The sequence below is a fragment of the Actinoplanes sp. NPDC023714 genome (assembly GCF_040639855.1).
Classification (GTDB): Bacteria; Actinomycetota; Actinomycetes; order Mycobacteriales; family Micromonosporaceae; genus Actinoplanes.
Genome location: NZ_JBFAAR010000001.1, coordinates 187,458 through 207,184 on the forward strand (window position 1 = coordinate 187,458; position 19,727 = coordinate 207,184).

At 71.0% G+C, this 19,727-nt stretch carries 18 protein-coding genes and 1 tRNA gene; 16 read left to right on the forward strand and 3 right to left on the reverse strand.

Annotated elements, in window-relative coordinates:
* The first annotated feature begins 12 nt into the window (after positions 1–12).
* A complete protein-coding gene (rsmI, locus tag AB0G10_RS00990) occupies positions 13–861 on the forward strand; it encodes a 16S rRNA (cytidine(1402)-2'-O)-methyltransferase (RefSeq protein WP_360914533.1) in 849 nt (282 codons plus the stop codon).
* Positions 862–1,055: 194 nt separating this feature from the next.
* Here the strand turns inward: rsmI and AB0G10_RS00995 are convergent, their stop codons facing one another.
* Positions 1,056–2,111: a hypothetical protein gene (locus tag AB0G10_RS00995; RefSeq protein ID WP_360914536.1), complete on the reverse strand. Its 1,056-nt coding sequence runs from the start codon at positions 2,109–2,111 to the stop codon at positions 1,056–1,058.
* 132 nt (positions 2,112–2,243) lie between these two features.
* Here AB0G10_RS00995 and metG point away from each other — a divergent pair, with 132 nt between their 5' ends.
* Positions 2,244–4,046 carry a methionine--tRNA ligase gene (gene metG / locus AB0G10_RS01000; RefSeq protein WP_360914539.1) on the forward strand — a complete coding sequence of 601 codons (1,803 nt, stop codon included), beginning with the start codon at positions 2,244–2,246 and terminating at the stop codon, positions 4,044–4,046.
* Between the two features lie 45 nt (positions 4,047–4,091).
* Here the strand turns inward: metG and AB0G10_RS01005 are convergent, their stop codons facing one another.
* A complete protein-coding gene (locus AB0G10_RS01005) occupies positions 4,092–5,126 on the reverse strand; it encodes a hypothetical protein (protein WP_360914542.1) in 1,035 nt (344 codons plus the stop codon).
* Positions 5,127–5,205: 79 nt separating this feature from the next.
* Between AB0G10_RS01005 and AB0G10_RS01010 the strand changes: the two genes are divergently transcribed.
* From AB0G10_RS01010 to AB0G10_RS01035, 6 genes are all read left to right on the forward strand, one after another.
* The gene (locus AB0G10_RS01010; protein ID WP_360914545.1) at positions 5,206–6,159 is read left to right on the forward strand and encodes a TatD family hydrolase; all 954 of its coding nucleotides are present in this window, start codon (positions 5,206–5,208) and stop codon (positions 6,157–6,159) included.
* A gap of 24 nt (positions 6,160–6,183) precedes the next feature.
* Positions 6,184–7,083: a 16S rRNA (adenine(1518)-N(6)/adenine(1519)-N(6))-dimethyltransferase RsmA gene (gene rsmA / locus AB0G10_RS01015; RefSeq protein ID WP_360914548.1), complete on the forward strand. Its 900-nt coding sequence runs from the start codon at positions 6,184–6,186 to the stop codon at positions 7,081–7,083.
* A complete protein-coding gene (locus tag AB0G10_RS01020) occupies positions 7,080–7,655 on the forward strand; it encodes a Uma2 family endonuclease (RefSeq protein ID WP_360914551.1) in 576 nt (191 codons plus the stop codon). Before rsmA ends, AB0G10_RS01020 begins: the two co-directional genes overlap by 4 nt.
* Entirely contained in the window at positions 7,652–8,599 is a 948-nt protein-coding gene (locus tag AB0G10_RS01025; protein WP_360914554.1) for a 4-(cytidine 5'-diphospho)-2-C-methyl-D-erythritol kinase, read from the forward strand. The genes AB0G10_RS01020 and AB0G10_RS01025 overlap by 4 nt, the downstream gene beginning before the upstream one ends.
* A 7-nt stretch (positions 8,600–8,606) precedes the next feature.
* Complete coding sequence (locus AB0G10_RS01030; protein WP_360914557.1) at positions 8,607–10,406, forward strand: ABC-F family ATP-binding cassette domain-containing protein; 1,800 nt, start codon at positions 8,607–8,609, stop codon at positions 10,404–10,406.
* Between the two features lie 78 nt (positions 10,407–10,484).
* Positions 10,485–10,949: a DUF4383 domain-containing protein gene (locus AB0G10_RS01035; protein ID WP_360914560.1), complete on the forward strand. Its 465-nt coding sequence runs from the start codon at positions 10,485–10,487 to the stop codon at positions 10,947–10,949.
* Positions 10,950–10,979: 30 nt separating this feature from the next.
* On the opposite strand, the gene AB0G10_RS01040 is transcribed toward AB0G10_RS01035, so the two are convergent.
* Positions 10,980–11,582 carry a TetR/AcrR family transcriptional regulator gene (locus tag AB0G10_RS01040; protein WP_360917913.1) on the reverse strand — a complete coding sequence of 201 codons (603 nt, stop codon included), beginning with the start codon at positions 11,580–11,582 and terminating at the stop codon, positions 10,980–10,982.
* Positions 11,583–11,698: 116 nt separating this feature from the next.
* Between AB0G10_RS01040 and AB0G10_RS01045 the strand changes: the two genes are divergently transcribed.
* From AB0G10_RS01045 to AB0G10_RS01080, 8 genes are all read left to right on the forward strand, one after another.
* Complete coding sequence (locus tag AB0G10_RS01045) at positions 11,699–12,589, forward strand: resolvase (RefSeq protein ID WP_360914563.1); 891 nt, start codon at positions 11,699–11,701, stop codon at positions 12,587–12,589.
* Positions 12,590–12,606: 17 nt separating this feature from the next.
* Positions 12,607–12,678 (forward strand) — tRNA-Gln (locus AB0G10_RS01050).
* 81 nt (positions 12,679–12,759) lie between these two features.
* Positions 12,760–14,202 (forward strand): bifunctional UDP-N-acetylglucosamine diphosphorylase/glucosamine-1-phosphate N-acetyltransferase GlmU, encoded by a 1,443-nt coding sequence (gene glmU / locus AB0G10_RS01055; RefSeq protein ID WP_360914565.1) that lies wholly within the window; start codon positions 12,760–12,762, stop codon positions 14,200–14,202.
* Between the two features lie 111 nt (positions 14,203–14,313).
* Positions 14,314–15,294, forward strand: a complete 981-nt coding sequence (locus AB0G10_RS01060; protein ID WP_127543476.1) for a ribose-phosphate diphosphokinase — start codon at positions 14,314–14,316, stop codon at positions 15,292–15,294.
* A gap of 369 nt (positions 15,295–15,663) precedes the next feature.
* Entirely contained in the window at positions 15,664–16,278 is a 615-nt protein-coding gene (locus AB0G10_RS01065; RefSeq protein ID WP_360914569.1) for a 50S ribosomal protein L25/general stress protein Ctc, read from the forward strand.
* Positions 16,279–16,362: 84 nt separating this feature from the next.
* On the forward strand, positions 16,363–16,965 hold the full coding sequence (pth, locus tag AB0G10_RS01070) for an aminoacyl-tRNA hydrolase (protein WP_360914572.1): 603 nt from the start codon (positions 16,363–16,365) through the stop codon (positions 16,963–16,965).
* Positions 16,966–17,071: 106 nt separating this feature from the next.
* Positions 17,072–18,712, forward strand: coding sequence for a sugar transferase (locus AB0G10_RS01075; protein WP_360914575.1), 1,641 nt, complete (start codon positions 17,072–17,074; stop codon positions 18,710–18,712).
* A 95-nt stretch (positions 18,713–18,807) separates the two neighbouring features.
* Entirely contained in the window at positions 18,808–19,689 is an 882-nt protein-coding gene (locus tag AB0G10_RS01080; RefSeq protein WP_360914578.1) for a 3'(2'),5'-bisphosphate nucleotidase CysQ, read from the forward strand.
* Positions 19,690–19,727: the final 38 nt, after the last annotated feature.

Genomic DNA, 19,727 nt, shown 5'->3' on the forward strand with positions numbered 1-19,727 from the left:
TGGACTTTTCCGATGGCGGGACATGAGAACGGACTCGGGCGGGTAGTGCTGGCGGGCGCGCCGCTGGGCAACATCGGCGACGCCTCCGCCCGGTTGCGCGAGGTCCTGGCCTCGGCGGACGTGATCGCGGCCGAGGACACGCGGCGCCTGAACCGGCTCGCCCGCGACCTCGGCGTGACGGTCGGCGGGCGGATCGTGTCGTACTTCGAGGGCAACGACGAACGGCGTACGCCCGAGCTCGTCGAGGCGCTCGCCGGGGGCGCGGTCGTCGCGGTCGTGACCGACGGCGGCATGCCGAGCGTCTCCGACCCCGGCTACCGGCTCGTCCGGGCCGCGCTCGACGCCGGCTACCCGGTGACGGCCGCGCCCGGGCCGAGCGCCGTCACCACCGCGCTGGCGCTCTCCGGGCTGCCCAGCGACCGGTTCGTCTTCGAGGGGTTCCTGCCGCGGACCGGCTCGGGCCGGCGTTCCCGGCTGCGCGAGCTGGCGGCCGAGCCGCGGACGCTCGTCTTCTTCGAGGCGCCGCACCGGATCGTGGGGGCGCTCGAGGACCTCGCCGCGGTCTTCGGCGCGGACCGGCCGGCCGCGATCTGCCGGGAGCTGACCAAGACGTACGAGGAGATCCGCCGGGGCTCGCTCGCCGACCTGGCCGCCGGCGCGGCCGCCGACGAGCCGCGCGGCGAGATCACCCTGGTGGTGGCCGGGGCGCCGCCGGTGGCCGCCGAGGTGCCCTCCGAGGAGGAGCTGCGCGCGGCCGTCGCCGAGCGCGAGGCCGCCGGCGAGTCACGCCGCGACGCCATCCAGGCGGTGGCGGCCGAGCACAACCTCAAGAAGCGCGACGTCTACAACATCGTGCACTGAGCTGGCTGGCTCCGCTTCGCTCCGCGGCAAAACGCTGAGCCTGCTGGCTCCGCTTCGCTCCGCGGCAAAACGCCTTGTAACCGGTGAGGAGTCGCGTGATTTGCCGCCACCCGCAAACCCCGCGGGCGTCGGCAAATCCCACGCCTCCTCACCGGCGGCGTTTTGCGGGTTGCTCGGGGGCTACCTTCGTACCCCTAGAAAGCGGCCGCGAGGAAGCCCAGCTGGAGCAGGATCGGGGCGGTGAAGCTGAGCAGGACAGCGCGGCGGCGTTTCATGCCGGTCTCGAGGCGGTGCGCGCCGGTGCTCTGGGCGATGCCGTAACCGCAGATCAGGACGAGCGCGAAGCCGAGGATCCAGCGGAGGTTCATGAGGGTTCCGGCGGGTCCGGCGTAGGCCTGGCCGCTGCCGGCGCTGACCATCCGGGCCGGGGTGATCGCGCCGGTGGCGCGGCCGTCGCCGGAGATGCCGAGCAGCGTCACGTGGGAGACGGTGAAGCGGCCGTCGTCGGTGGTGAAATCGCCCGCGCAGCGCTGCGTCAGGCCCTCGCCGCGGCACTGGGTCGTGGTGGCCCGGCCGTCGTCGCCGTGCCCGACCGCCAGCCAGAACGGCTCGGCGCTGACCCAGGCGAAGAACGCCGCCAGCAGGCTCAGCGTCACCAGGGCGGCGAGCGGGCCGGCCGGGCTGGTGCGGCGCGGCTGCACGCGGCGGCGACCCGGCTGCTGGTGCCGGTGCGGGCGGGTGGTGTCGGCGACGGCGCGCTCGTGCTCGCTCATCCAGAACGGCGAGTTCTCCAGCCGCTCCAGGCGCGCCTCCACCTCCGGCGACACCGCGACGTCCGGCAGGGGACGCTGCGCGTTCAGGACCACCGTGGGCCGGTTGCGGTCCTCCGGGGGTTGATCTCCGATGCCTTCGAGTACGGCCGGAGCCTGCTCGCCGGACGAGTCCGGCTCGATGATCATCAGCTCCCCGGCGGTCGCCAGCCGGGAGCCCTCGGTCAGGTCCCGGGCGCCCGCGGCCCGGGCCTCGGCGGCCGCCTCACTATCCGCGATCAGACTCTCCGCGGCCGGGCTCTCCGCGATCAGGCTCTCCGCGGCCGGGCCCTCGGCGCGCGGCTCGCCGGCCGCCGCCGGGCCGGTCGGCGGCTCCCGGTCGCGCCCGCCCCGCCACCATCCGGCGTCGGGTTCGGCGAGGGTCCACGGATTGCCCTGGTGGCGGGGGTTCTCCCCGGGCTGCGGCGCTTCTCCGGTCACTAGATTATTGAACGCTCGCACCCGGCCGGGATCACGTCACACATGGGGTGTGTCGTGACAATTCGGGCGGGGGGCGTGTCGGGTGGCAATCCGTTCGCACCGCAGCGGAGGCGGTCACTACCCTTGTACGTCATGAGTCACGTTCTCGCCGCGGTTGCCTGGCCCTACGCCAACGGCCCGCGCCACATCGGTCATGTTTCCGGCTTCGGGGTGCCGTCCGACGTCTTCAGCCGGTACATGCGGATGGCCGGCCACGACGTGCTCATGGTCTCCGGCACCGACGAGCACGGCACGCCGATCCAGGTGCAGGCCGACGCCGACGGGGTGAAGCCGCGCGAGCTCGCCGACCGCTACAACCGGGTGATCGTCGAGGACCTGCACGGGCTGGGCCTCTCCTACGACCTGTTCACCCGCACCACGACCACCAACCACTACGCCGTGGTGCAGGAGCTGTTCCAGGGGCTGCACGCGAACGGCTACATCGTCGCGCGCACCACGCTCGGCGCGATCTCGCCGTCCACCGGGCGCACGCTGCCCGACCGCTACATCGAGGGCACCTGCCCGATCTGCGGCTACGAGAGCGCCCGCGGCGACCAGTGCGACAACTGCGGCAACCAGCTCGACCCCGAGCAGCTGATCAACCCGAAGTCGCGGATCAACGGGGAGGTGCCGCAGTTCGTCGAGACCGAGCACTTCTTCCTCGACCTGCCGGCCTTCGCCGAGGCGATCGGCCACTGGCTCGACCAGCGGGAGAACTGGCGTCCCAACGTCCTCAAGTTCTCCCGGAACCTGCTCGACGACCTCCAGCCCCGGGCGATCACCCGTGACCTGGAGTGGGGCGTGCCGATCCCGCTCGACGGCTGGCGCGAGCGCAACGACAAGAGGATCTACGTCTGGTTCGACGCGGTCATCGGCTACCTGTCGGCCTCGATCGAGTGGGCCCGGCGGACCGGCGACCCGCAGGCCTGGCGCAAGTGGTGGTCGGCGGACGGCGAGGGCAAGGACGCCTCGGCCTACTACTTCATGGGCAAGGACAACATCGTCTTCCACTCGGTGATCTGGCCGGCGCTGCTGCTCGGCTACTCGGGCGAGGGCGACAAGGGCGGCCAGGCCGGCGAGTTCGGCAGGCTGAACCTGCCGACCGAGGTGGTCTCCAGCGAATACCTGACGATGGAGGGGAAGAAGTTCTCCTCGTCCCGCAAGGTCGTCATCTACGTGCGCGACTTCCTGGAGCGCTACGACGCCGACGCCCTGCGGTACTTCATCGCGGCGGCCGGGCCGGAGTCGAACGACACCGACTTCACCTGGGCCGAGTTCGTCCGGCGCAACAACGACGAGCTGGTGGCCGGCTGGGGCAACCTGGTGAACCGGTCGATCTCGATGGCCGCGAAGAACTTCGGCGCGATCCCGCCGGCCCTCGACCTGACCGCCGAGGACCAGGCCCTGCTGGCCGTCGCCCGGGAGGGCTTCGCCACGGTCGGCGAGCTGATCGGCAAGCACCGGCAGAAGGCGGCGATCGGCGAGGCGATGCGGGTGGTCGCCGAGGCCAACAAGTACCTCTCCGAGCAGGCGCCGTGGAAGCTCAAGTCGGAGGAGGAGAAGCCGCGGCAGGGGACCGTCCTGCACGTCGCCCTCCAGGTGGTGAGCGACGCCAACACGCTGCTCACGCCGTTCCTGCCGCACTCCGCGCAGAAGGTCTTCGAGCTGCTCGGCGGGACCGGGGTGCACGCCCCGATGCCGCAGATCGTCGAGGTCGACGACCTGGACGCCGGCCCGTCCTACCCGGTGCTCATGGGCGACTACACGGTGGGCGCCCGCTGGGAGTCGGTGCCCCTGGTGGCCGGCACGCCGCTGGCCGCGCCGAAGCCGGTCTTCCGCAAGCTCGAGCCGTCGGTGGTCGAGGAGGAACTGGCCCGCCTCGGCGAGAGCTCCTGATCGTCTCCGGGGTGACGAGAAGGGCCGGCTGCGTGCCGGCCCTTTTCACAGCTGGTAGGCGATGTCCGCGATGTGGTGGTCGGCCAGCTCGTCCACCGGCGCCCAGGCCTCGTAGACGCCGCGCTCGTAGCAGCGCGCCCCGGTCGCGTTGATGCCGTCGACGTCCGGCCTGATCAGCCGCAGCCGGGCCCAGGTCTCGTCCCGCTGGAGCACCCAGGACGGCACGCCACGCCAGAGCGCCTGCTCGGCCCGCCGGCTCAGGGTCTGCACCGGGTAGCGGGCGGCGCGGGTGAGCGCGCGGACCCGGAACTCGCCGGGCGGGTCGGCGACCGCCTCGTACTCCTTGTCGTCGATCCGGCCGACCAGCCGGGCCGAGGCGGCGCCGGTGCACGGCACGTACTCCCGGTCCGGGCTCGCGCCCGGGATCTCGCCGAGCAGGCTCCGCCAGCGCGGCCCGGCCAGCCGCAGCCAGCCGTTCTGCTCCGGCTGATAGGTGTAGAGGATCACCTCTTCGCCGCCCGGGACATGCGCCAGGAGCTGCGCGTTCGCCGGGATCGGCAGGTCCGCGAAGCCGGCCGTGACGTATTCCGGGATCAGGTCGTCGGTGCTCGGCCCGAATCCGGTGCCGAGGACCATCGCGCCGATCCGGGAGTGCGCCGGCAGCGCCACGAGACCGGGCTGGGCCGGCGCCGACGGCACCTCGTAGTCGATCGGGTCGGTGGCCCGCCAGCGCAGCGCGAACGTGACCGAGGAGTCGGCCGTGCCGTCCGTGCGGAGCAGCGCGAGCCGGTCCGGTTCGCGCAGGTGCTCGATGTCGCAGGAGCGGTAGCAGAATCCGTACGGAAGCCAGCCGCCGAGATGACCGGCGACCTGTGCCGCGGAGAGGACCTTCGTCATCCGCGTGCCGCGGCGGATCGCCGCGGTGGCCCGGATCCGGCGCAGGTCCGGATCGTCCCGGTACACGGCAGACTGGCTCATGAGCTGGACCTGCTGCCAGTTCAGGTCGCGGCGCAGCGGCGCCATCAGGGGTGGGTCGAGCGGGTCGAATCCCAGCTCACTGTCCTCACCGGTCACCGTCACGCGGCGCAACCTAAGTGACTGCGGTGGATATCGGATGAACGCGCGGTTACCGGAAAACGCGACGTGCACAATGTCTCACATGTCTTCTCCCTCCAGCTCGCCGTCCGAGTCCCGCCGGGCGAAAGCCGCGCGGCGGGCGGGCGAGTTCCCGCCCGCGCCGGAGCCGCTCGCGATCCCGGTGTTCGACAGCCACACGCACCTCGACCTGACCGTGACCGAGGGCTCGTTCGCCACGGGCGAGGGCGACCGGGCCGAGGGTGACCGGGGCGAGGGAGACCCGGCCGAGGGCGACCGGGCCGAGGGCGACCGGGTGGAGGCGCTGATCGCGGCCGCCGCGAAGGCCGGTGTGGACCGTCTCGTGCAGGTGGGCGTGGACGTCGAATCATCCCGGTGGAGCGCGGACGCGGCCGAGAGGCACGGCGCGGTGCTCGCCGCCGTCGCCCTGCACCCGAACGAGGCGCCCCGGCTGTCCGACCTGGACGAGGCGCTCCGGGAGATCGAGGCGCTGGCGGCCCGGCCGCGGGTCCGGGGGATCGGCGAGACCGGGATGGACACGTTCCGCACCGGGGACGAGGGGCGGGCCGCGCAGGAGGCGAGCTTCCGGGCGCACATCGCGATCGCGAAGCGGCACGGCAAGGCGCTGATCATCCACGACCGTGACGCCCACGACGACGTGCTGCGGATCCTGGACGCCGAGGGCGCGCCGGACACCGTGGTCCTGCACTGCTTCTCCGGCGACGCGGCGTTCGCGGCCGAGTGCGTGCGGCGCGGGTACTACCTGAGCTTCGCCGGGACGGTCACGTTCGCGAGCGCCGGGAACCTGCGGGAGGCGGCCGCGATCACCCCGCCGGAGCAGATGATGGTGGAGACCGACGCGCCGTACCTCACGCCGGTGCCGTACCGGGGGCGGCCGAACGCGTCGTACCTCATCCCGATCACGGTGCGGGCGCTCGCGGCGGCCCGGGGCGTGGACGTCGACGAGCTCAGCGCCACCATCTCGGCGACCGGGGAGCGGGTCTTCGGACCGTGGTGAAGGGCCCGATCTAGGCTCATCACCATGGCTGACACTCTCTTAGGCCCGGCGGAGATCCGGGAACTCGCCGCGCGCCTCGGCGTCGCGCCGACCAAGAAGCTCGGCCAGAACTTCCTGCACGACCCGAACACCATCCGGCGGATCGTCGCTGCGGCCGCCCTCCGCCCCGACGACGTGGCGCTGGAGGTCGGCCCCGGCCTCGGCTCGCTGACGCTCGGGCTGGTCGCCGCGGTCCGGCACGTGCACGCCGTGGAGCTCGACGCGAAGCTGGCCGCGGCCCTGCCGGAGACCGTCACGGCGCCGCACCTGACCGTGCACCCGGGCGACGCGCTGCGGGTCACCGGCGACCTCTTCGACCCGGCGCCGACCATGCTGGTGGCGAACCTGCCGTACAACGTGGCGGTGCCGGTCGTGCTGCACCTGCTCGCCGAGCTGCCCTCGCTGCGCGGCGGCCTGGTCATGGTGCAGAAGGAGGTCGCGGACCGGCTCACCGCCGGTCCCGGCTCGAAGGTGTACGGCGTCCCGTCCGTGAAGCTGGCCTGGTACGCCGAGGCCAGGCCGGCCGGCAAGGTCCCGCCCGCGGTGTTCTGGCCGGTGCCCAACGTGGATTCCGGGCTCGTCGCGTTCACCCGGCGGGAGCCGCCGGCGGGCCACGGGCCCGCGTCCCGCGCGGACGTCTTCGCGGTGGTCGACGCGGCGTTCGCGCAGCGCCGCAAGACGCTGCGGGCCGCCCTGGCCGGCTGGGCGGGCGGCGCCGACCGGGCCGAGCGGGTGCTCCGCGAGGCGGGGGTGAGCCCGCAGGCGCGCGGGGAGGCGCTCACCGTGGGCGAGTTCGCCGCGATCGCCGCGGCGGCGAAAGTGTCGGCCCCCGGCGGTAAGCTCAGCCCGTCGACCGGCGCGCAGCCTGAGGAGGTGGACTCATGACCGCCGAACCGGCAGGTGATGTGGTGTGGAGTGAGGACCTCGTCAAACAGAAGCGCGCCGGCTACACCGTCGAGGACGTCCTCAACCTGCCCGCCGACGCCCCCCGCGTCGAGCTGTCCGATGGAGTCCTCCGAGTGGTCCCCTCTCCGACCGGTGGTCATCAGAAGATCAATTGGCGGCTGATGGGCTGGCTCGACCGGCACTGCCCGAAGGGCTTCGAACCGCAGATGGCGGTCGGTGTCGTCGTCGACTTCGACTCGACCATCGAGCCGGACGCCCTGATCCTGCACAGCCCGGTGGACCTCGGTCACCACTTCTTCCCGCCGGAGCAGGTGGTCGTGGCCATCGAGATCGTGTCGCCCGGCACCAGGAGGCGGGATCGTCTGGAAAAACCGGGTCTCTACGCCGCCGCGGGCGTTCCGCACTACTGGCGAATTGAGCAGGACCCGGTGCACATCTTCGCCTACGACCTGGCGAAGGGCAGATATGACCTGGTCGCCGACTCGGATGAGGAGCTGGTGTTGAGCGCGCCGTTCGAGATTCGGCTGCCCGTCCGGGACATCGCTCCGTGACCGAGGCGTGGGGACCGGACGACGAGGGACCGCGTCCGCATCCCGGTCCGGTGCGGGTGCGGGTGCCCGCCAAAATCAATCTGCATCTCGGCGTCGGCCCGCTGCGGCCGGACGGCTTCCACGAGCTCAACACGGTCTACCACGCGATCGGGATCTTCGATGAGCTCACCGCTCGCCGGGGCGACACCCTCACGCTGACCATGGAGGGCGTCGGCGCCGGGGAGCTGGCGCTGGACGAGAGCAACCTGATCATCCGGGCCGCCCGGGCGCTGGCCGCGCGGGCGCGGGTCCCGGCCTACGCGCGCCTGCACCTGCGCAAGTCGATCCCGCTCGCCGGTGGCCTGGCCGGGGGCAGCGCCGACGCGGCCGCCGCCCTGATCGCCTGTGACGTGCTCTGGGGCCTCGGCATGTCCCGGGACGAGCTCGCCGAGGTCGGCGCGCAGCTCGGGTCGGACGTGCCGTTCCTGCTGCACGGCGGCACCGCCCTGGGCACCGGCCACGGCGAGGCGGTCAGCCCGATCCTGGCCCGGCCCACCGCGTGGCACTGGGTGGTCGCGGTCGCCGACGGCGGTCTCTCCACCCCGGCCGTCTACCGCGAGCTCGACACGCTGCGGGACAGCTCCTGGCCGCCGGCGCCGCTCGACGGTCCCGACCGGCTGATGGCCGCGCTGCGCCAGCGCGACCCGGAGGTGCTCGGCGCGGCGCTCGGCAACGACCTGCAGGCGGCCGCGCTGTCGCTCCGCCCGCAGCTCGCCGACGTGCTGAAAGCCGGTCACGAGGCGGGCGCGATCGCCGGCATCGTCTCGGGTTCCGGCCCGACGTGCGTCTTCCTCGCGGCCGACGCCGGGCACGCCCAGCGGGTGGTCGCCGGGCTGAACGCGGCGGGCGTCTGCCTGGAGGCGGTCACCGCGCGGGGGCCGCAGCCGGGCGCGCGGGTAATCTAGACGCATCGTGGCCAACATCATCAACCTGGACCGGGTCAACAAGGGTTACGGCGCCGCCGGTCAGCTGCTCACCGACGTGTCGCTCGGCCTGGACGACGACGCCCGCATCGGCATCGTCGGCCTCAACGGGGCCGGCAAGTCGACGCTGCTGCGCCTGCTCGCCAAGATCGAGGAACCGGACGCCGGCCGGGTCACCCACCGACGCGACCTGCGGGTCGCCACCCTTCCGCAGACGCTCAACCTGGCCGCCGAGGCGACCGTGCGCGACGTCGTGCTCGGCACCGCCTGGCTCGCCGAGGGCATGGGCGCCGAGCACGAGTGGGCCGGCGACGCCGGTGTCCGCACCATCCTCGACGGCCTCGGCATGGGATATCTCGGCCTGGACAGCCCGGTCGGCCCGATGTCCGGTGGCGAGCGCCGCCGGGTCGCGCTCGCCGCGCTGCTGGTCCGCGAGAGCGACCTGCTGATCCTCGACGAGCCCACCAACCACCTCGACGTGGCCGGTGTCGACTGGCTCGCGAAATACCTGCTCACCCGCAAGGGCGCGCTCGTCGTGGTCACCCACGACCGCTGGTTCCTGGACGCGGTCTGCACCATGACCTGGGAGGTCGTGGACGAGCAGGTCTACACGTACGAGGGCGGCTACGCCGCGTGGACGCTGGCCCGCGCCGAGCGCCTGCGGGTCGCCGCCGCGGTCGAGGCCCGCCGGCAGAACCTGCTGCGCAAGGAGATCGCCTGGCTGCGCCGGGGCCCGCCGGCCCGGACCTCCAAGCCGAAGTTCCGGATCGACGCGGCGAACGAGCTGATCGCCGACGTCCCGCCGGTCCGCGACACGGTCAGCCTGCAGCGCCTCGCCACCACCCGGCTCGGCAAGCAGGTCTACGACCTGGAGGACGTCGAGCTCAACGCCGGCCCCAAGCCGATCTTCAAGAACCTGACGTTCCAGGTCGGCCCGGGTGACCGGCTCGCCATCCTGGGCGCGAACGGCGCCGGCAAGACGACCCTGCTGCGGCTGCTCGCCGGCGTCACGAAGCCGGACGGCGGCCGCCTGGTCACCGGGTCGACGGTCCGTCCCGCGTTCCTCTCCCAGGAGCTCAAGGAGCTGCCCGGCGACCTGCGCCTGCTGGAGGCCGTGGAGGAGGTCGCGAAGCGGGTCAAGCTGGGGGACCGGGAGCTCTCGGCCGGTCAGCTGGCCGAGGTCTTCGGCTTCACCGACAAGCGGATCTGGACGCCGGTGAGCGACCTGTCCGGTGGTGAGCGCCGCCGGCTCCAGCTGCTGCGCCTGCTCGCCACCGAGCCGAACGTGCTGCTGCTCGACGAGCCGACGAACGACCTCGACACCGACACGCTCGCGGCGCTCGAGGACCTGCTCGACTCGTGGCCCGGCACCATGGTGGTCGCCAGCCACGACCGCTACCTGGTCGAGCGCGTCACCGACACGGCGTACGGGATGTTCGGCGACGGCCGTCTCGTGCACCTTCCGGGCGGCATCGACGAATACCTCGCGCGGGTGGCCGGCAACGGTGCTCCGGCCGTACCGAATGCGAAGGAAGCGCAAGCGCCCGCAGGCGCTCCCGGCCTCTCCGCGGGTGAGTTGCGCCAGGCTCGCAAGGATCTTGCTCGTCTCGAGCGGCAGATGGACAAGCTCGCCGAGAAGGAAGCGAAGATCAACGAGAAGCTGGCCGAGCACGGCAGCGACTACGAGAAGATCGTGGAGTTCGAGGCTCAGCTCAAAGCCGTGCGCGACGAGAAGGAGCAGGCTGAGATGGAGTGGTTGGAGCTCGCCGAGCAGGTGGGCAGTAACTGATCCGGGGGGTGTGCCTGCGCCCTTCTTTCCGATACGCGAGAATCGGTACGACTACAAGTGACCTTGGAGACGGACAGCATGGCCTCGCATATTCCGGTCAACCACCCCCTGCGGCCGATCTACCGGATCGTCGGCTTCCTCGCCGGCGCCTACCTCGTGGTCTTCGGCGTCCTGGGCGCGATCCAGACCGCCGGTGAGCCGTTCGCCAACGAGACGGGCATCCGGGTCCTCGGCCAGGAGACCAACATGCTCTCCTCGCTGATCCACATCGTGATCGGCGGCCTGGTGCTGCTCGGCACCGCGATCGGCAAGAACCTGGACGTCGCGATCGACAAGTACCTGGGGTGGGCGCTGCTGGTGCTCGGCACCTACTCGCTGGCGACCATCCGCACCGACGCGAACTTCCTCGGCTACAGCATGTCCACGGTGATCGTGACCTACCTGGCCGGCCTGCTGCTGATCACGATCAGCCTGTACAGCAAGGTCGTCCCGGAGTCGCAGGCCGGCGCGCCGCGTCAGGTCCGCGAGGGACGCACCGCCTGACCTTCTCCGGCTTCACCCGCAGGGTGCGGATCACCGCACCTTGCGGGTCAGCAGGCCCGGCTTCGTCTCCAGGTGGGACAGGCCGTTCCAGGCCAGGTTGACCAGGTGGGCGGCGACCATCTCCTTCTTCGGGCGCTGCGCCTCCCGCCACCACTGGCCCACCAGCGCGACCATCCCGACCAGCGCCTGCGAGTAGAGCTCGGCGAACTTCGGGTCGATGCCCCTGCTCTTGAACTCGGCGCCGAGGATGTGCTCCACCTGGTGCGCGATGTCGTTCATGACGCTGGAGAAGTTGCCCGCGGCGGACAGCACCGGCGACTCGCGGACCAGCACCCGGAAGCCGTGCGGCTCCTCCTCGATGTAGTCGAGCAGCGCGAGCGCGGCCTGTTCCAGCAGCTCCCGGGGATGCCCGGCGGTCAGCGCCGCGGCGATCCGGTCGAGCAGGGTGCGGACCTCGCGGTCGACGACCACCGCGTAGAGGCCCTCCTTGCCGCCGAAGTGCTCGTAGACCACCGGCTTGGACACCTTGGCCCGGGCGGCCACCTCCTCGACGCTGGTGGCGTCGAAACCGCGCTCGGCGAAGAGCTGGCGGCCGATCGTGATCAGTTGTTCCCGGCGCTGGGCGGCGGGCATGCGGATCCGTGGGGCGCGGTTGCCGCTTTCCGTCTGATCTTTCACCCGGCCATCCTGTCAGGAATGGCATGGCGGCCGCCTTGCAGGTCGATTCGCGGGCGGTTCAGCATTGTCCTATGACCACTAGTGATGAAGCACGTAGGCATGCGACGGAGATGCGGGCCGAGGCACGGCGGCTGCGCGTCGATCCGGGACTGTCGCGATCGCAGCTGAGAAGGCTCTTCGGCGTCAGCAACGGCACCCTGACGGATTGGCTGCGCGGGATCGAGCCGCCCGGGTGGACCAGGCGCCCCAACGCGAAAGATCACCTTCACGACGAGGCGATCGAGCTGCGGAACGACGGCTGGTCCCTCCAGGACATCGCCACTCGATTGGGTGTCGCGAAGTCGACCGCGTTCAACTGGGTCGGGCACATTCCGCTCGACCCCGACAGCGCCCGCGCCACCCAGAAGCGGGAAGCGGCGAAGAGGCGGGTCGCGGGGCGGTGGGACGAGTTCCGGGCGGATCGTGATCGGCGCCAGGCCGAGGTCTGGGAGCGGGCGGCGGGTGATGCCGGGTGCCTGTCGGATCGTGACGTTCTGCTGGCGGGGGCGGTGGCCTACTGGTGTGAGGGAAGCAAGTCCAAGCCGTGGGCGCGGGACGACCGCTTGACGTTCATCAACAGTGATCCCGGGCTCTGCGGTCTCTTCCTGCGGTTTCTCCAACTCGGTGGATACGAGGCCGAGGATCTGAAGTACCGCTTGAGCATTCATGAGACCGCGGATGCCGAGAGGGCCGCGGACTGGTGGTCGGCTCGGCTGGGCCTTCCGCGGGAACTCTTCCGCCCTCCGACGATCAAGAAGCATGTTCCCCGGACCCGCCGGGCCAACGCCGGCGACGACTATCACGGGTGTCTGATCATCGAGGCTCCGCAGTCCCGCCTTCTGTATTGGCGGATGGAAGGCGTGATGCGGGCTGTCGTCCAGGAGACTTCGTCCGCTTTCGCCGCGCGCGGGGTGGGACGCTAGGCTGTCTCCAGCACTATTCGGCCGTGGTGTAATTGGCAACACCCTTGGTTTTGGTCCAAGTTTTCCGGGTTCGAGTCCTGGCGGCCGAGCAAATTCTGTGGTATAAGCCCGATGGCTGAGGGGTTGGATATCGCCCCGGCAATCTGCCACTGAAATCGATGGAGTCCCGCGTGAGCCAGGCCCCCAGCCGTACCGTTGTCGTTCTCGCCGCCGGCGAGGGGAAACGGATGAAGTCCGCGACGCCCAAGGTTCTGCAGCCGCTGCTCGGCCGCACCCTGCTCGGGCACGTGCTCGCCGTCGCGTCGGCGATCCGGACCGACCGCACCCTCGTCGTGGTCGGGCACAAGGCCGACCAGGTGGGCGCATTCCTGGCCGAGGCCGCCCCGGCCGCCACCCCGGTCCTGCAGGCCGAGCAGAACGGCACCGGGCACGCCGTGCGGATCGCGCTCGACGCGGCGCCCGAGCTGACCGGCACCGTCGTGGTGCTCAGCGGCGACGTGCCGCTGCTGCGCCCGGAGACGGTCGAGGCGCTGCTCGCCACGCACGAGCGGGCCGGCGCCGCGGCGACCGTGCTGAGCGCCGAGGTGGCCGAGCCGGGCGGGCTGGGCCGGATCGTCCGGGACGCGGGCGGCAACCTGGAGCGGATCGTCGAGAACAAGGACGCGACGCCGGAGCAGCGCGCGATCAAGGAGATCAACTCCGGGATCTACGCGTTCGACGCGGCGCTGCTGCGCGAGGCGCTCGGCAAGCTGTCCACGGACAACGCCCAGGGCGAGGAGTACCTGACCGACGTCTTCGGCATCCTGGCCGGGCAGGGGCACCCGGTCGCGATCGAGGTGGCCGAGTTCGCGTACGAGACGCTCGGCTGCAACGACCGTGCCGAGCTGGCCCGGCTGCGGGTCCTGATGCGCGACCGGGTCAACGAGGCCTGGATGCGCTCCGGCGTGCTGCTGCTCGACCCGGCGACCACCTGGATCGACGTGACCGCGACCCTCGAGCCGGACGCCGTGGTCGACCAGAACTCGCAGATCTCGGGGACCAGCTCGGTGGCGACCGGCGCGGTGATCGGCCCGGACACCACGCTGGTGGACACGATCGTGGCGGAGGGCGCGACGGTGCTGCGCACGCACGCGATCGGCGCCGAGATCGGCCCGTCGGCGACCGTGGGTCCCTACTCGTACCTGCGGCCCGGCACGAGGCTGGCGCGCAAGGCGAAGGTCGGCGGGTTCGTCGAGACGAAGAACGCCGAGCTCGGCGAGGGCGCGAAGGTGCCGCACCTGTCGTACGTGGGGGACGCCTCGATCGGGGCGAACGCCAACATCGGCGCCGGCACGATCTTCGCGAACTACGACGGCGTGACGAAGAGCCGGACCACCGTCGGCGAGGCCGCGTTCGTCGGCTCGGACACCGTCCTCATCGCGCCGGTCGAGATCGGCCCGGGGGCGTACGTGGCGGCCGGCAGCGCGATCGCCAAGGACGTGCCGGCCGGCAACCTCGGGGTGACCCGCGCGCCGCAGCGAAACGTGGAAGGCTGGACCGAGCGCCGCCGTGCCGGAACGAAGTCCGCCAAAGCCGCTGCGGAAGCCTCGAATATCACCTCTGAGCAGGACTGATCCAGCGGGGGTGAGGCATCCCACGCGGCGGCCTCGAAACGTGGCGGTTACGTTCTCGCAAGGGATACTTCACTGCGAACCCACCCCCTAAACAACGGGAGCAGCGAGTCGATGGGCAGCATCGTCGCGGAGAACCGTAAGAGTTTGATGCTCTTCTCGGGCCGGGGATTCCCGGAACTGGCGGAGGAGATCGGACAGGTGCTCGGCGTCGCGCCGACCCCGTCCGACTCGTACGAGTTCGCCAACGGGGAGATCTTCGTTCGGTTCAAGGACTCGGTCCGTGGCTCGGACGCCTTCGTGGTCCAGTCGGTCACCGAAGGGGTGAACCGGTGGGTCATGGAGACGCTGATCATGATCGACGCCCTGAAGCGTGGGTCGGCGAAGCGGATCACCGTGGTCCTGCCGTTCTACCCGTACTCGCGGCAGGACAAGAAGCACCGCGGCCGGGAGCCGATCTCCGCCCGCCTGGTCGCCGACCTGCTGAAGACCGCGGGCGCGAACCGCATCCTCACGGTCGACCTGCACACCGCGCAGATCCAGGGCTTCTTCGACGGCCCGGTGGACCACCTGTTCGCCATGGACATCCTGGCCGACTACGTGCAGCGCAAGTTCGCCGGCCGCCCGATGACCGTGGTGGCGCCGGACTCCGGCCGGGTGCGTGTCGCCGAGCGCTGGACCGACCGGCTGGGCGGCTGCCCGCTGGCGTTCATCCACAAGACCCGCGACCCGCTGAAGCCGAACCAGGTGGTGGCGAACCGCGTGGTCGGCGAGGTCGAGGGCCGGGTCTGCCTGATCGTCGACGACATGATCGACACCGGTGGGACGATCACCAAGGCGGCGGACATCCTCTTCGAGGAGGGCGCGGCCGACGTGATCGTGGCCTCCACCCACGCGCTGCTCTCCGACCCGGCCACCGAAAGGCTGAAGAACAGCCGGATCAGTGAGCTCGTGGTGACGAACACCCTGCCGCTCTCGCCGGAGAAGCGGCTCGACAAGATCACCGTGCTGTCCATCGCGCCGCTGCTGGCCCGCGCGATCCGCGAGGTCTTCGACGACGGCTCGGTGACCACTTTGTTCGGTGGCCTCAGCTAGTTCCGCAAGCGACTTCCGAGAACGCCCGTCCGTGACGGGCGTTTTCTCTTGTGACGCAAGTTGCGGCGGACCGGACTTTTTTCCGCAGAGGCCGTCAGGTGAGGCCGACCCGCTGACCGGTGCACGATCGTGGCAGGTAAGCTAGTGCGGTTGCCACGGCGAGGGTGCCTCGTGGTCTGCTGAGGTTCGCAGTCCACTCGAGGTGCCGTCATCGACGCGGTGCTCCGGGCCTGTGCCCAGCGCGCCCTTCGCCCGGCAGCGCCGGCGACGGTCCCAGCGCCGTCGGCGGACACCACTTGTACGTCCTGCCGGATACCGCAGCCGCAGACTTAGACGCAGCCCGCATCGAGAAGTTTCAGGAGTTTCCCCGTGTCCGAGGTAAAGATCAGCGCCGAGCCCCGTACCGAGTTCGGCAAGGGTGGTGCCCGCCGCACGCGCCGGGCCGGTCTGGTGCCGGCCGTGCTCTACGGCCACGGCGAGAAGCCGCAGCACATCGCGCTGCCGGCCCGCGAGTTCGCCGCTGCCATCCGGCACGGTGGCCTGAACCAGGTCTTCACGATCGACATCGCCGGCAACTCGGGCGCCACGCTCGCGCTGCCGAAGGCGATCCAGCGTGACCCGATCAAGGACACGTACGAGCACGTCGACCTCCTCATCGTGAAGCGCGGCGAGAAGGTCCAGGTGGACATCCCGGTGACCCTGACCGGTGAGGCCGCCAAGAACACCCTGATCGTCCACGAGTCGAACACGGTCGCGGTCGTCGCCGAGGCGCTGCACCTCCCGTCCGAGCTCGAGGTCTCGATCGACGGCCTCGAGGCCGGCGCGCACGTCACCGCCGGCGACGTGAAGCTGCCGAAGGGCGTCGAGCTCGCGGTGGACGCCGAGACCGTCCTCGCGATCATCAACGCCGCGCAGAGCACCACGCAGGCCGAGGACGACGCGGCCGCCGCCGAGGCCGAGGCGTCGGGCGAGACCGCGGAGTAAGTCTGTCGCGGCAGCGGTAAGCCAGGAATCAGGGAAAGTGCCTCCGGGTACTTTCCCTGATCTGTATATGCGGTGGAGGCGGAGTTGAGCGACGAGGCACCCTGGCTGGTCGTCGGCCTGGGCAACCCCGGCAAGGAGTACGCCGGCAACCGGCACAACGTCGGTTTCATGGTGGCCGACCTGCTGGCGTCCCGGGTCGGCGCCAAGTTCGGCCGGGCCAAGCGGGCGCAGACCGAGGTGGCGGAGGGCCGGCTGGCCAATTCGGGGGGATTCAGTGGTGGTCCGAAGGTGATCCTGCTGAAGCCGCTGACCTACATGAACCTGTCCGGCGCCCCGGTGGTCGCGCTGTCCCAGTTCTTCAAAGTCCCCGTGGCGCATGTGATCGCGGTGCATGATGAGCTTGATGTGCCGTACGGGCAGGTGCGTGCCAAGCGGGGCGGCGGCGAGGGCGGTCACAATGGACTGCGCTCGATGTCGAAGTCCCTGGCGAGCAAGGAGTACGCGCGGGTGCGTGTCGGGATCGGGCGGCCGCCGGGGCGGCAGGACCCGGCCGACTACGTGCTCGCCGACTTCTCGTCGGCGGAGCGCAAGGAGTTGGACTTCCTGGTGGACCGGGCGGCCGACGTCACCGAGGCGATCGTCCTCGAGGGCGTCGAATGGGCGCAGAACAAATACCACGGAGTCTGACATCCTGGTCTTTGTCCGTCTTGTCATGCCGTGACGTGTTTTACCGTCCGCCCGTTGGTCACACGGATGCACCCGAACGGTGCGATGGGTGACAGGAGGTCGGGGGATGTCGCAGGACGTGTCCGAGAGCCGGGCGGATGCGTTGACCGCGAAATCCCCCAACCACGGGCCGCAGCAGCCCACCGGCCGGGATCGCGGCCGTAACGCCCGGATCCCGGGGCCGGTGCCGCGGTCCTTCAACGACGCGATCGACCGGCACTGGTCGGACCGCCCGAACCGCTCCCAGGCGGTCCGCCCGGCCGGGCGGCCGTTCGTCCGCAACCGCGGCCGGCACGCCGCGATGTCCCGGCGCCAGCTCTGGGAGCGGCAGTACGTCTGGTCGCTCGTCCTCTGCGACCTGACCGCGGGCGTGGCCGCCGGGGTGGCGACCTTCATGGTCCGCTTCGGCGACGCGGTGACCCAGTACAACCGCGCGTACATGATCTATTCGGCGCTGCTGCCGGTGCTGATCCTCGCGGTGCTGGCGGTCTCCCGGGCCTACGAGCGGCGGTACCTCTTCGTCGGCAGCGACGAGTACCAGCGGGTGATCCGGGGCGGGGTCGGGCTCATCGCCGGCGCGGCCGTGGTCTCGTACGCATTGAATCTGGATCTCGCCCGGTCCTATGTCCTCGCGGCGCTGCCGGCGACCATCGCGGCCGTCGTCCTGCTGCGGTTCGTTCTCCGCAAGCGGCTGCACTTCTCCCGGCTCCGGGGCGAGAACCTCCGGCGGGTGATCGTGGTCGGACACGAGCTGTCCGTGATCGGAATCACCCGACAGCTGCGCCGCGAGCGGTACCACGGCCTGGAGGTGGTCGGCGCCTGCCTGCCGCCGGACGCCGACGGGGTCGGGGTCACCGACCTGCCCGTCTACGGCACGTTCGACGAGGTGGCGGGCGCTGTCGAACGGGCCGACGCGGACACCGTGGTGGTGCTCAGCTGCCCGGAGCTGGACGGCGCCGCGGTGCGCCGGCTGGCCTGGCAGCTGGAGCGCGACGAGGTCGACCTCGTGGTGGCCAGTGCGCTGGTCGACGTGGCCGGTGCGCGGACCACGATTCGCCCGTTCGATGGACTTCCGATGCTGCACGTCGAGCATCCCCGGCTGCATGGCGGATCGCGCCTGGTCAAGGACGTGTTCGATCGTCTGGGGGCACTCGTTCTGCTGATCCTTTGCGGTCCCGTGCTGCTGAGCGTGGCGCTCTGCGTGGGACTCACGTCACGCGGCCCGGTACTCTTTCGCCAAGTGCGCGTGGGACGAGACGGGCGGCAGTTCCGGATCTTCAAGTTCCGCAGCATGTACCTCGACGCCGAGGCTCGTCTCGGCGACCTGAGGCACCTCAACGAGCACGACGGTGTGCTCTTCAAAATGCGCGACGATCCGCGGGTCACCCCGGTCGGTCGATGGCTGCGCCGGTTCTCGCTCGACGAGCTGCCGCAGTTGATCAACGTCCTTCTGGGGCAGATGTCGCTGGTCGGCCCGCGACCCCCGCTTCCGACGGAGGTCGCCGCTTACGCCGAGGACGTGCGGCGGCGGCTGGCCGTCAAGCCCGGCATGACCGGTCTGTGGCAGGTGTCCGGGCGCTCGGACCTCTCCTGGGAGGAGGCGGTCCGTCTCGACCTGCGCTATGTCGAGAACTGGTCCCTGAGCCTCGATCTGGTGATCCTGCTCAGGACCGTGACCGCCGTGGTGCGGTCGTCCGGAGCGTACTGAGCCCGGGCCTGCCTCCCGCAGGGCCGAGCGTACCGAGTCCGGGCCTGCCTCCCGGCAGGGCCGGCGCCTGCCGAAAGGCGAGGAGGAGCGAGACGATGGGCGAGCAGACGAAGACGTCGGCACGCATTGCGGGGCCGCGCGAAGCCGGCGAGGGCGGCTCGCCGCCGGTCATCGACGCCGCGTTCGCCCGCTGGCTCGCGGACCGCGCCGGCCAGGTGCTTCTCCAGGTGCGGGAAGAGCTCGGGTACGAGGACCCGAAGGCGCTCAAGGCGGCCGGGGACCAGGCGGCCCACGACCTGCTCCGCGCCGAGCTGGCCCGATGGCGGCCCGCCGACGCGGTGCTCTCCGAGGAGGACGAGCACGCCCGGGTCGCGTGGGAGGAGGGCCTCGCCCGCCCCGACCGGCTGGACTGCTCGCGGGTCTGGATCGTCGACCCGCTGGACGGCACCCGCGAGTTCTCCGAGGAGGGCCGCACCGACTGGGCCGTCCACGTGGCCCTCTGGACCGCCGACTCGTCCAACCCGGCCTGCCTCGCGGCCGGCGCCGTGGCGATGCCGGCCCAGCACCGCACGCTCGCCACCGACCACCCGCCGGCGTACCCGCCCATGCCGCTGGAGTCGGCGACCGGCGGCGCGATCCGGATCGCGGCGAGCCGGACCCGGCCGCCCGCGTTCGTGACCGCGCTGGCCGAGGAGATCGGCGCCGAGCTCGTGCCGATGGGCTCGGCCGGGGTGAAGATCGCCGCGGTGATCAGCGGCGAGGCCGACGCGTACGTGCACGCCGGCGGCCAGTTCGAGTGGGACTCGGCGGCGCCGGTCGCTGTGGCGTTGGCCACGGGACTGCACGCATCCCGTATCGACGGCACCCCGCTGGCCTATAACCAGGGCGACCCGAAGTTACCTGACCTGGTCGTTTGTCGTAAGGATCTCGCTCCTCGGTTGCTTGCTGCGCTGCAGAAGCATCTTCCGACACAATGACGAGTCGGTTCCGACCGTGGAAAATCGCAGGGTGAACA

Coding starts and splice junctions, on each gene's coding strand:
- AB0G10_RS01045 (WP_360914563.1), top strand. CDS start 11,699: ATGACCACTAGTGATGAAGCACGTAGGCATGCGACGGAGATGCGGGCC.
- rsmI (WP_360914533.1), top strand. CDS start 13: ATGGCGGGACATGAGAACGGACTCGGGCGGGTAGTGCTGGCGGGCGCG.
- AB0G10_RS01075 (WP_360914575.1), top strand. CDS start 17,072: ATGTCGCAGGACGTGTCCGAGAGCCGGGCGGATGCGTTGACCGCGAAA.
- AB0G10_RS01010 (WP_360914545.1), top strand. CDS start 5,206: ATGTCTTCTCCCTCCAGCTCGCCGTCCGAGTCCCGCCGGGCGAAAGCC.
- AB0G10_RS01035 (WP_360914560.1), top strand. CDS start 10,485: ATGGCCTCGCATATTCCGGTCAACCACCCCCTGCGGCCGATCTACCGG.
- metG (WP_360914539.1), top strand. CDS start 2,244: ATGAGTCACGTTCTCGCCGCGGTTGCCTGGCCCTACGCCAACGGCCCG.
- AB0G10_RS01040 (WP_360917913.1), bottom strand. CDS start 11,582: ATGCCCGCCGCCCAGCGCCGGGAACAACTGATCACGATCGGCCGCCAG.
- AB0G10_RS01080 (WP_360914578.1), top strand. CDS start 18,808: ATGGGCGAGCAGACGAAGACGTCGGCACGCATTGCGGGGCCGCGCGAA.
- AB0G10_RS01020 (WP_360914551.1), top strand. CDS start 7,080: ATGACCGCCGAACCGGCAGGTGATGTGGTGTGGAGTGAGGACCTCGTC.
- rsmA (WP_360914548.1), top strand. CDS start 6,184: ATGGCTGACACTCTCTTAGGCCCGGCGGAGATCCGGGAACTCGCCGCG.
- AB0G10_RS01060 (WP_127543476.1), top strand. CDS start 14,314: ATGGGCAGCATCGTCGCGGAGAACCGTAAGAGTTTGATGCTCTTCTCG.